At 68.2% G+C, this 11,426-nt stretch carries 10 protein-coding genes and 1 pseudogene; 1 reads left to right on the plus strand and 10 read right to left on the minus strand.

All coding sequences use genetic code 11. The features are described from left to right. Positions 1–4 precede the first annotated feature (4 nt). Complete coding sequence (locus ACGFIG_RS14730; protein WP_393002837.1) at positions 5–430, plus strand: hypothetical protein; 426 nt, start codon at positions 5–7, stop codon at positions 428–430. Between the two features lie 123 nt (positions 431–553). Here the strand turns inward: ACGFIG_RS14730 and ACGFIG_RS14735 are convergent, their stop codons facing one another. The 10 genes and pseudogenes from ACGFIG_RS14735 to ACGFIG_RS14780 form a co-directional block, all read right to left on the minus strand. Further along, positions 554–922, minus strand: coding sequence for a hypothetical protein (locus tag ACGFIG_RS14735; RefSeq protein ID WP_393002839.1), 369 nt, complete (start codon positions 920–922; stop codon positions 554–556). Between the two features lie 195 nt (positions 923–1,117). After that, a complete protein-coding gene (locus tag ACGFIG_RS14740) occupies positions 1,118–1,759 on the minus strand; it encodes a GGDEF domain-containing protein (RefSeq protein ID WP_393002841.1) in 642 nt (213 codons plus the stop codon). A 238-nt stretch (positions 1,760–1,997) separates the two neighbouring features. After that, on the minus strand, positions 1,998–3,524 hold the full coding sequence (locus tag ACGFIG_RS14745) for a hypothetical protein (protein WP_393002843.1): 1,527 nt from the start codon (positions 3,522–3,524) through the stop codon (positions 1,998–2,000). A 510-nt stretch (positions 3,525–4,034) separates the two neighbouring features. Continuing rightward, complete coding sequence (locus tag ACGFIG_RS14750; protein WP_393002845.1) at positions 4,035–4,727, minus strand: hypothetical protein; 693 nt, start codon at positions 4,725–4,727, stop codon at positions 4,035–4,037. A 246-nt stretch (positions 4,728–4,973) separates the two neighbouring features. Then, the gene (locus ACGFIG_RS14755; protein WP_393002847.1) at positions 4,974–5,393 is read right to left on the minus strand and encodes a hypothetical protein; all 420 of its coding nucleotides are present in this window, start codon (positions 5,391–5,393) and stop codon (positions 4,974–4,976) included. Positions 5,394–5,670: 277 nt separating this feature from the next. Next, on the minus strand, positions 5,671–7,359 hold the full coding sequence (locus ACGFIG_RS14760) for a ParB/RepB/Spo0J family partition protein (RefSeq protein WP_393002849.1): 1,689 nt from the start codon (positions 7,357–7,359) through the stop codon (positions 5,671–5,673). Positions 7,360–7,522: 163 nt separating this feature from the next. Further along, positions 7,523–8,059 carry a hypothetical protein gene (locus tag ACGFIG_RS14765; protein ID WP_071098551.1) on the minus strand — a complete coding sequence of 179 codons (537 nt, stop codon included), beginning with the start codon at positions 8,057–8,059 and terminating at the stop codon, positions 7,523–7,525. A 201-nt stretch (positions 8,060–8,260) separates the two neighbouring features. Then, positions 8,261–9,400 carry a DUF932 domain-containing protein gene (locus ACGFIG_RS14770; protein ID WP_393002851.1) on the minus strand — a complete coding sequence of 380 codons (1,140 nt, stop codon included), beginning with the start codon at positions 9,398–9,400 and terminating at the stop codon, positions 8,261–8,263. A gap of 588 nt (positions 9,401–9,988) precedes the next feature. After that, entirely contained in the window at positions 9,989–10,513 is a 525-nt protein-coding gene (locus ACGFIG_RS14775; RefSeq protein ID WP_393002853.1) for a hypothetical protein, read from the minus strand. 319 nt (positions 10,514–10,832) lie between these two features. Further along, positions 10,833–11,426: pseudogene (locus tag ACGFIG_RS14780) on the minus strand (hypothetical protein); the annotation flags it as partial.

Here is an 11,426-nt window from a genome sequence, read left to right on the forward strand (position 1 = left end):
GGATATGGCGAGTCGAACGGGGAATGATGCGGTCCGTGCGCTTCGGGCCCGGCAGGAGGTCGAGCGGCGTGCCGTGCGGGCTGTCGCGCAATCGGCGTCGGCGCTTGCGGATGCTGCCGAGCGGCGGCGCGAGTTGCTGGCAAAAGTAGACGGGGAGATGCGGGACGCAACGGCGGCACATGAACTGTCGGTGGTGGTCCTTGCGACGATCCTCCGTGACGACGGGTTGGCCGCTGAGTTGGCCGGTGTGGACGTGAGCAGGGTTCGGGCGCTGCGGCGGACGGTGGAGGGTAAGGCGGTGCGCGAGCGCATCGCGCAGTTGGGGTCGGTGATGCCGCGTCGTGGCCGGCCGCCTGCGCCGGAGGTCGTGTCGCACGGGGGCGTGATGGGTGATGCCGGGTCAGCCGCCGGCCTGGTGGATGGCGGCTGACCTGCGGATGCGCTGTGGGACGTGGGGTGAGAGTCGGGAGCGGCAGCCGGCGGCGGCGTGCTCGATGCGCGCCGACGACGTCCCGTGCCGCCCGGCCGCTGCGCGCGGCGGGTGGGCGCGGGGTCAGGGGTGCTGGCCGAGCAGGCGTCCGGGGTCGCCGGTGGTGGTCCATCCGGCGCAGTCGCTGAACAGCCGGTGCGCGCTGTGGGCGAGCGTGATCGGGTACAGGTTGGGGCGCTGCACGTAGTGCTTGCCGTGCTGCCAGAGGTCGAGCAGCATCGCGGCCAGTCGCAGGGTGGCGCGCATTCGTCCGGGGTTGCAGTCCTCGCAGTGGTGCCGGCGGGCGTACTTGATGAGTGCGACGGTTGCGGCGCGCAGTTGTACAGCGGTGGTCAGGTCGTGGACCGGCTCGGTGGGCCACGTGGGGCGGTGGTCGCACAAGTCGAGGTGGCTGATGACGTGCGCCATGCGGCGGCGGGCGTCTTCAAGCATGGCCAGGATTTGACCGGCGCGGCGGAGGGCGGGCGTTGCCGCCGGGATCAATGTCGTGGGTGCCGTGAGGGCAGACATAGGGGCTCCTCGTGTTGGCGTTCGTGTGGGGCGGTGTTCGCCGTTCCGCCCGGATGGCGCGCGTGGTGCGAGGGGGAGGGGCGGCCCGGGTGGGGTGACCCGGGCCGCGCCGGGGCGTTAGCGGTAGCGGCGGCGTGAGGTGGCTGCCTTGGCGGCGGTGGTTGCGGTGGTGTGGTGCCACACCTGGACGGCTGCGCCGTGGCGCTTGGCGTCGTACATAGCAGCATCAGCCCGAGTGAGCAGGTCGGAGGCCGTACGGGTGCCGTGGTCGGCTATCGCGAGGCCAACGCTTGCGCGGCAGTTGACGGGCTCACCGAAGATCGCGAGCGTGCTGCGGTCGAGGGCATCGGCTGCGGCGGTGGCGTTCTCGCGGCTGGTGCGTTCGCCGCCGTCGGTGACGATCAAGAACTCGTCGCCGCTCATTCGGCCGATGTAGGCGGCGGGTAGGTCGAGTGCGGTGAGGGTGTCCGCGACGTGGATGAGCAGGCTGTCGCCTGCGGCGTGCCCGTGCTGGTCGTTGATCGTTTTGAAGTCGTTGAGGTCGAGCAGGGCGACGCTGACGGGCCGGGCGCGGTCGGCTAGGAGCGCGTTCAGGTGGCGCAGCAACGCGCGGCGGTTGGGGAGGCCGGTCAGCGGGTCGTGGTCGGCCTCGTGGCGAGCGGTGGCGAGGGCGGTGCGAAGTCGTCGGTTTTGTGCCAGGAGTGCGACGAGGCTGGCGGTGGTAATTGCGAGCAGGATCGTTTGCCACGCCGTGTGCATTCGGGTGCTCCCTGGGGTTGAGGTTTGTGTGGTGCGCGGTGGGGGTTCGCCGTCCCCTCCGAACAACCATTACTATACCTAATCTGATGGTGTCGGTCTATCCAATTCGGCCCGCACGGTCGAGAAACCTCAATGATTTGATGTGCCGGCGGCTGCGCCGATCACGCTTTCATTTGTCGAGGTGTTGCCATCGACGGGTAACAGGGGAGCCGGCGCGGCCGGCTCCCCTGTTACGTCTCTACGGCTGGTGTCGCCTGCGGGCGTCGCCGAGCACGTGAACCTGATCGGTCAGGATGAGCGGGGCGTCGGCCGGTCCCTTGATGTGAGGACGGACGTAGGTTCGGCGGCGCAGTGCGCGGCCGGGGCCGTAGGGCTGCTGCCGGAAGAATCCGGCGACCCACCATCGGCGGGTGTAGACGCGCGTGGTCGTGCCATCGGGGCTGTCCTGGCGGGCCTGCTGCTTGCGTCGCAGCCGCACCAGCCGCACCGTTGGCGCAGGTCGGTTGGCGCGCTGGTATGCCTTGCGCGTCGCCTTGTCGGCTGGTTCCTCGGTGACCTCGGCGTCGGGCTGCGTCGACAGGATCCACGTGGCGATCAGCGAGCACAGCATCACGCGCGTCTGTTCGCTGTTGGGTGAGTACGGCTGACCGAAGCGCAGTCCAGCGCCGCTACTGACTGGGGCGAGCCAGCCGATGCGCTCGCGTAGCCCCTGCAACTCCAACTCGGTGGGCTGGCGGCCCTGCATGAGGGTTTCGGCGGGGGTGTAGAAGGTGATCCAAACGCCACCGGGGATCGGTCCCCACTGTGCCGCGACGATTGGCACCGTTAGGCCGGTGTGTGGCTCCACCGGCTGATAAATCGGCGTGTGCCAGACGAGCAGGCCGTCGGATGCCGGTATCTCGACTTGCTCGACGCGCACGTCAGGAAGATCGCGCGCCGCGTGTGCGGCGAGGGCGGTGAAATCGGGGTCGATCCAGAACACGCGTCCGTTTTCCGCGTGGTTTGCCATCAGGGCGGTGTACTGGCGCAGTGCTTCGGGGTTGTGGGCGTCAACGATCGCGGCGGGGGCGTCGACTGGTGCGCCGGGGAACAGGTGTCCGGGGATCTTGTACGTCTCGCCGCTGTCGAGCAGGCGCAGGAGATGCGAGCCGCCGGACGTGCGCCAGAAACGCACGAGCCGATCCCGCACCTTTGGCAGCATCTGCGGGCGCAGCGACCGTACCTCGGGGGCGGGAGCGGCGTCCTGTGCGCGAGGGCGACTGCGGTTGTTCGCCCTGTAGGGGAGCGGTTGTCGTGCCGGGGTGCTGGGAGTGGCGGCGAAGAGGGCTTGGTGCAGGGGTCGGAAGAAGCTCTGCGCGTCGTCCGACAGGCCACGGCGGCGGGCGCGTTTGACGGCGCGAGCGGTCAGCCCTTCGGGGTCGCGTTGCTCGACCAGGCGCGCGCATCCCTCGCACGCTGCCCAACTGCCGCCGAGGTTGTGCATCGCCATGCCGCTGACGTCGGCTGTGGTCGTCATGGCGATTTCGAGTTTTGCGAAGGTGAACGACGCTACCGGGCGAGGTGCGGAGCAAAAGTCGCAGGTCATTTCGACATGCGTGAGCTGTGCGAGCGGCACCGGGTTGGGTTCGTGGTCGTGGTTGCTGTGGCGGGGATGAAGGAACGTCCGTCCGCCGGCCGGGGTGGTGATCACGGTGAGGGGTACGCCGCACGTCGTGCAGCCGTACCCCTCGACGATCGGCGGAGTGCCGACGTCGTGGGAGTCCATGTGTCTCCTTTGGGTTGGGGTTTGTGTGGTGTGCGGTGGGGGTTCGCCGTCCCCTCCGAACAGTCATTACTATACCTCTTTCGAGGATGTGGATCTATCCGATTCGGCCTGGTGGTTGAGAAATTTTTATGATCTTGACGGTGGTTTGCCAGCGGCTACGCCGATCACGCTGCGGGGTACGGACACGGCGCGTCCCCCACTTCCTTTGGCGGTGGGGGCGAGTTCACTCGACCCGCGGCGCGCGCAGTGGAGGTCAAGTCCGGGCGCGGGGTTTCGAGGAAAGATCATGCGGGGTGTGCATGATGTTTCCGAGCCGCGCCCGGACTTGACCGGAGCGAGCACGTCGCTAGCCTGTTGCGGCCCCCACCGGTGAAGGGGGTTTGGGCAGTGCGGCCAGAGGCCGCTTCCGGTTTACCCGGCCCGCCAGGGCCGGACGCCTCGGTGAGCGGAAGTGCGGTGATCGGTCGGGGTCGGCGGCAGCAGACCTACGCCGAGGGTCAGCTGAGCAGATCAGGGGTGGGGTGGTGTGCTGTCCCGCTCGTCCAGGATGGCCCACAGCGTTTCGCGCCTCCACTTGCGGCGGTAGCGCCCCTTTGGGCCTGCTGTCTGCTCATCGGCGCGCTCCAGCACGCGATTGGGTAGGGCGTTGGCGGTGCTGTAGCCGAGCACTCTGGCGGCTTCGGCTTTGCCCACCAGTTCGTCTGGGTTGCCGGAGCGGTCGGGGTGGCCGTGGGGGGTGCCGGCTGGCCGTCCGGTGCGCGTCGCGCCTCCCTTGCCGATGCGGTTTTCCGCGATCTCCCACACGGTGCGGCGCTTCCACCGTCTGCGTTTGCGGCCGGATGGGGTCAACGATTCGTCATCCACCTGCTGCTGCAGCCGTAGCCACACGGGGTTGTTTCCGGCGAGGGCGCTTCGGTCGCGGTAGCCGAGGATGCGGGCCGCTGTCGCGGTGTCGACCAATTCGTCCGGGTCCCCGGAGCGGTCGACGCTGTCGCGTGCGCTGCGCGTGGCCTGTTCGCGTGGCAGTTCGTATTTGGCGATGTCCTGACGGTGCCATGTGCGGCCGTCGGCGGCGCGCTCGGGGAAGCCGTTGCTGTCGCGCTCGCGGTAGAGCCGGTCGAGGTGGCTGACGGAGATGCCGAGCATCGCCGCTGCTTCGACCCGGTTGACGACATCGCGGCCGTGTGGGGAGCGCGTGGACATGGAGTGATGATGCCGTACGCACTGGTGGGCGAGCCGCATGGTCGGCGGATGGCGGCTGAGGACGCTTCTCATGGTCTGCTTCACGGTCGCTGGCTGGGGGCTGCCGTACGATGGGCGGCACGTGTCCGGCGTAAGGGTTCGTTGGGGCCCGTGTGGCGTCGGATGCCAGGCGGCCGGGGGGAGTTCGCCAAACTAACCCCCCGGCCTCCGCCGAGCAGTCGCCCCAAGGGTGCCGGGGCGGTGTGGTCACTGGCCCTGCGGTGGGTGGTGCCGGGCATTGGGAAGGCACCGTCGCGCGGCGCGCGCCAGGACCCCGTATTGCGTGTCGCCCCTGGCGATCACCTGCCCGGTCGGCAGCCTGCGCGCCACGTACTCGCAGCGCTGGGCGTCCCATCCCCCGACGCAGACGGGCGATGGTTCGGTGATCATGTCCCATCGTTTACCGTCGGTGCCGTTGATGTGGACGTGGAACTCGCGGGTGAGAGTCCACCTGTCGCTGTAGGTGTCGAGCCGGAGGCCGTGGGGATTGTTGTCCCGGAAGAGGCGCCAGCGGCCATCGCCTCCGAGCAGCCGCGCGATATCCCGCTGTCCGTCGAGCGGGGCTTGGCCAGGTGGGTGCCGTACTGGTGTGGTGGTCGCGTTCTGGCTGAGCGGCCGGTTTGGCATGGTCGGATCCCGTGGGTTGGTGTGGTGGGCCTCCGGAGGTTCGCCGTCTCCGGATAAAGGTCATTACTATACCCGCATCGGGTGTGTGGGCTGAGCGCGGATTGTGGCGCACGCGGAGCTGGCAGGGCGGGCCGGCTGCGGACCTGATGGGACGCGGACGTGTTCCGGCCCGTCCGGTGGCCGCGGGAGCAACGGCCTGGAGCACGACGGGCTCGGGACAAAATCGGTCTTGGGTGGTGCCGGTCGGGGGCCGGTTGTGGCCCCCGACCGGCAGCGGCTAGGCGGCGAGGTTGTACGCGGTGTCGGGGTCCGCCTCCCCGTCGGTGTCTGCGGTGTCAGCAGCAGCGGCGGTTGCCGCGTCAACGCCGTGGCCCTCGCTCTCTGCCTGCTCGGGTTCGTCCTCGGTGCGGGCAGGCTGCGGGTCGTCTGGCTCCGTGTTCGTGGCTACGGCGGGGGCCGTTCGCCGGTTCGTGGTGCGGTTGGCGACGCCGTCGATGATGAGCTGTTCGACCTTGCCGACCTGGAAGCCGTTGGTGATGCACCACTGCAACCACTTCGCGACGGCCGGGTCCGGGGCACGCCAGGAGCTGCGGGTGATGGCGCTTTCGTTCGCGGCGGCGATGGCGGCCAGTGAGATGACCGTGTAGCGGGCGTCGCTGACGCGGGCGGGGACGCGGCTGGTGCCGGCTCGCTTGGTCTTGCCGGGCGAGAGGAGGTCGTCCAGCATCTTGCGGCCGCCGTTGACCCAGGTGGACAGGATGTAGCCGGAGTCGGCCAGCATCTCTGCGATGAGCTTGTTGGTGCCCTTGGGTGGGGTCTTGCCAGCGAGCAGGTTGGTCAGCCACTCACGCCGGACGGTGTTCGCGGCTTCCATCAGTTTGTTGTTTTCGATGACGCGCCGCCGCTCGGCCTTCTGCTCTTCGGTCATGGGGCTGCTGCGGGCGACGTTCGTGCCGTAGCTGTATTGGGTGTGTCCGTGCCTGCGCCAGTCGGTGCAGTAGGTGCGTTCGGTGAGGCGGTGGTCGTAGGCCAGGTACAGCAGGACGGCGTGGCCGGGGCAGGCGCTGTGGTCCTCGACGGTGATGCGCTGGCCTTCGGCATCGCGGAGGTCGCTGATCTCCTTGACCTTCGCGTCGTGGTAGCTGGGGTGTTCGGTCAGCAGGGTCACCCCGGCGGCGGTCAGCTCGGCGCGGCGCGCGGCTTCGGCTTCGCGGGCGTTGCGGGCGGAGCGGGCCTGTTCGACGGCTCGGGCGAACGCGAACGGTCCGGCGTCTTCGGCTTCCTGCAACAGCGTTTCGATGGTGTCGGGTTCGTCGGTGAACTCGGCGAGTGCGGCGGCCTGGGTGAAGTCCAGTCCGAGTGCGTGGGTGCGCTCGGCGGTGTGCTTGTCCAGGGCAGCGACGCAGCGGCCGGCCTTGACCTGTTCGGGGTGGTAGCCGGTGCTGCGGGCGATCTCCTCGTCGCTCATGCCGTCGAGGGCGAGCTGCTGGATGCCTCGGGATACCTGTGCGGCGGTGGGGTCCTTGCGGTGGACCTGCCGCAACATGCTGATGATCTGATCGCGGTTGCCGGCCAGGTCGTCCCGGACGATGGCCGGGATGTACTCCTGCTCGGCTTCGACGGCGGACCAGTATCGCTGCTCGCCGTCGATGATCAGGTACGTGTCGTTGTCTAGCGGCGTGACGATGACCGGGGCGAGCAGCCCGCGAACGCCGTCCTCTTGCAGGTTTTCCACGATGCCGGGCAGGGCTTGGGCGTCGTCGCGGACGTTGTCGGGGTTGGGCTTGATCTGCTTGATGGGCAGCAGTTCGTAGCCGCCGGGCAGGGCGGGCTTGGCGACGGTGTGCTCGGTGTCGGCTGCTTGCGCCGGGTCGGTGGGGGTGGTCGACAGGTCGGGCAGTCCGTCCGGGTTGGGCTGGTCGGTTTCCGCGCTGGGCTGCGCGTCGGTTGCGGTGATCGTGAGCACGAGTGTGCTCCCTTCGGTTGTGGGTTTGTTGGTTGGCCGGTCAGGCCCGGGTTGCCGTCCGGGCCTGACCGGTGATTTCGGGGCCGCTGCGTTCAGCGGCGCTGGCGTATCCGTGTCGGGTCGCTGCGGAGTTGCCACTGAAAGGAGGAACGTCGCGCCGCTGTTAGGCGGCTGTGGCGAGGGCGGTGAGGCGGGGGCGGGCGGCTGGTGCGGGCATGGCGCATTCGGTGCAGGTGGTGCTGTTCCACCGGTGTGGGCTTGCGCCGTCGCCGGCTGGGCAGGGGCGGGTTTGCAGGTCGCTGATGTCGGCGGCGTTGAGGCAGGTGGGGCAAAGCCCCCAATTGGCGGTCGAGGGACCGGCGATGGGGGAGTCACATTGGGCGCAGTACAGGCCGGCCTGGCGTAGTGCCTGGCCGATCACGTCGGCGGTGGTGACGGCGCGGCGGGCTGTTGCCGCGAGGTTCTTCCATGCGGCGGTGTTCTGGACGCGGCGCCAGTCCTCCGTGTTCAGGGCTGGGTCGTGGAGGCTGCCGGGGTCGTCGGCCTGGGCGCGTAGGTACGCCTCGACTTCTGCCCGGCCGAACAGCGGTCCGGTCCATTGGTAGGTGCGGGCGAGCACGGAGACGAGGTGTCGGGCGTCGGGCTCGGCAAGGTTGCGGGGCAGGGACACGCCGTGGGGCAACCCGATGAACAGGGGCATTGCTTCTCCCAAGGTGCGCAGCGGTGGGTTTCCAGCGCACGGCCGTGGGCGGGCTGAGGCCGGGTTGTTGTGGCCGTGCGGTGCGGGAGCGGTAGCCCCGCGTCGGCGTGCTCGATGCGCGTCGACGCGGTCAGCCGTGCGGCTGGGCGCTGGGTCCGGGTGCCGCTGGCGGGTTGCGCCAGCGGCACCCGGGAGGTCGGGTCAGAGCGTGGCCGCGATTTCCATCGCCCGGATGCCGACGCCCTCCATCTCGTACGCGGCGTCGGGGTCGGTGAGGGTCTTTGCGGCGCTGGTGACGGCGTGCATGATGCCTCCGGCCGTGCGGTCGCCGCCGTCGATGAAGTGGTTCAGGATGAGCCGCTGCTCGTCCTCGGTGAACCGCAGCCGCTGGGCGACGACCCGGACGGTGTGGTCGGGGTCGGGGATCCGGCGGCCGGCCTTCTCCTCGATCTCTTCGATCTTGCGCTGCACGTAGCGGACGTCGAGGAATCGGCGCACGGCGTCGCGGGTCTGCTTACCGATCAGGTTGAGGTTCGCCTGGTGGGTGTCGTTGCTCCACCGGATGGTGCCCTCGTCCATCTTCGCGCCGAGGTGCACCGCTCGCAGGGCGTCTTTGGTGATGGTGAGGCCGTTGTCGCAGACCTGCACGACGATGCGGGGAGTGACAGTGAACGCGCCAGAGCCTGTCTCGCTGTTCGTGAAGACGAGACCGGCGAAGACGGTTGGGTTGTCCGCGCCGGTGGCTCCGGTGAAGGGGCTGCGGTAGTTGCGCAGCAGGTTGCGGGCGAGGCTCTTGATGGCCTCGGAGTGCACCCGGACGACCATCCGGCGCTCGCTCAGGTCGCAATCCAATTTGACGCTCATGCCCGACTCGCGGATGCCGGACAGGACGGCCATCAGCACGTCGAGGTTGTCGATGATCTTGTATCCGTCGCTAAGGAAGGCGCGCAGGATGCCGCCACCGTTGCCGTCGGACAGGCAGCGGGCGAGATAGCGCTTGCCCTGGCTGAGGTCGAGCCAGCCGTTGATGTTGGCGTCGTAGAGGTGCAGTGCCTGCGCGCGGGTCTTGCGCAGGTAGCTGGTGGGGATGCCGAGCTTTTCGCCGAGTCCCGCGTCGCCCAGTTCGGTGGGCCGGTAGAGCCCGTCGGAGGGGGTGACACCCGATTCGCTGAGGATGGGTTCCGCGCCGGTGATGCGCAGGTGTCCGGCCTCGGCTCGCAGCATCGCCGTGCCAGCGACGATGTCGAGCTTGTGCGCCTGCTGGAGGTCGAGGATGCGGTGCAGGTCCGGCAGCGTCGCGTGCCGGGCGGCCAGGGGGATGGTGTCGAGCGCGTTGCTCACCGTTGATCCCTTTCGGTTGGGGTGTTGGCTGCGAGGGCGGGGGTTGCCGTCCCCTCCCTCATGTATTTAATGATACATGACGACCCCCGCAGAGTCCACTTGAGACCGTTCAATTCGTGAAATTCCAGCGTGGCCAATGTGTGACCGTCGGTAATTAATAACGCATGATCTACTAACGTGTCTCTACGTGCTGATTGGTGAATTAGTCGGCGCAGTCGGTTATGTGATGTGCGTCAGAGAGCCTTCCCGGTGGCCTGATCTTTGATCGACCATGTTTGGCTGTGGGGGTCAAGCCTGGGGTGTGGCTTGACCTCCACAGCCAAACATGGTTGGCCCTGTGGGGTCAGGTCGCCGGGAAGGATCGGCGCTGCCTTCCCCTTCCCGGAGCCTGCCTCGCCGGCGAGGCGCCGCGGTTCAGCGGCGGGACGCTGACCCGGCTGGAGGCCATCGACCGAAGGTCGATTCAGCCCAAGCGGCGAGACGGCTGTCGGACCGGGCGGGCTAGCGGGCGTCGAGTGGTGCGAATGGGTCTACATCCGGAAGCAGTCGTCTTGCCTTACGGCAAATTCGCTTCAGGCAGCGGCTGCATTAGGAGTCACTGGTTGGCAAATCGGGCGGCGTGGCGCTGAGCACCTTCCCGCTCCGGGTGTTGATCCATTCCTGCACGCGTCTGCGTTTCCAGTAACGAGTAGATCCCTGTACTGGTGCGGGTTCTTCGCGGTCAGGCATGGGAAGGTAGCCGTCCTCGCCGCGGTCCCACGCGGCCTTGCTCATTCCGACGTACTTGTCCCACCCGCCCTGCGTGATGGTGAGAATCTCCCGGAACTCGGTGGCGGAGATGAGCTCCTCGGGGTCGCCGATGAGGTCGACATGATGGACCCGCGCTCGGGAGGATTCCACGATCTGCGGTAGGAGGACATCCCGGACGTGCTTCAGCTCGTCGATGGGAAGCCACGCCTTCTTGTCCTGCTTGACCGACGCGGGCCAGCCTGACCCTTGGGCGCGCTGCTTCGGTGACGTCTTGAGCCGCACCGTCTGTTCGGACCGTCCGGTCAGCTCGGCTGCGCCGGCTATGTCCGTGTGTGGCCGGCCACCAATGTTCCGGATTTCCATGCCTACCCCTGCCTGCATCGGTGGCCAGCGGTTGGAACGGCCGGGGGAACATCGTCCGCGAACGAACGAAGCGGCAACCCCCCGGCCGCGTGATCCAACCAACAGCCCCACCCACAAGTCCACCGCTAAGCGGCGGACGTGTGGCCGAAGCGGTGCAGATGGTAGCAGCCTGGCTCTCGGTCGCCTGGGAGATCGGCGGGTTGATGCCGTACTTGAGAGCCGTGCTCCCCCTGACGAAGCCCGGCAAAGACGATCGGCAAAGAGCGCCACCGGCTGCGGCCAGGAGCAGCGCTGTGCGCCCAGAGAGGACGGACGCCGTTCAGCTGCCCCGCGGGACGGCTGGTAGAGCGCCCGAAGGGGCACGGATTACCGATTCGGCCATGTCGAGCGCGCGGAGCAGGGCTCTTTGCTGCGCCGCCGACAGGGTGCCTGCGTCCAAGCCGCATGTTGATACGAGCGTCTTGAGCTGATTGACCCGTTGATGGTGGGCGGCGGCGAGGCAAGTGGGATGAGTCAGTAGATCGCGTGCGGCGTACCCGTCGCCAGCAGCGTGTTGGATCAGTTCGACGCCGAGCTGCTCGGCGGCTGGGTGATCGTTATCGAGGGCGTCTAGAAGGGTGAGGCCAAGCCGGGTGTGGAAGACGGTGAGTCCGGGCTTGGCGGGTCCGAGGGCGTGGTAGGCGGTCAGCGCCTTGTTCGCCTGGTCGTCTGCGGGATCGGAGTCTGGCATCAGCAGGAGCAGGCAGGCAGTGACGGCGTCTTCCCATGGTTCGCCCGGTTGGGTGGCGTCTAGCATCGCGCGTGCCTGGCGGTAGCGGTGAGGTTCCCCCGGTTTGCCGGAGGGTTGGTTACCTGGCGCCGGTGGGCTCAGGTTGAACGATAGCCATCTGGTCGTGCTGTGCCTGGTGGGTGT

Origin of the sequence: Micromonospora sp. NPDC049048 (assembly GCF_043197615.1) — a bacterium.
Classification (GTDB): Bacteria; Actinomycetota; Actinomycetes; order Mycobacteriales; family Micromonosporaceae; genus Micromonospora.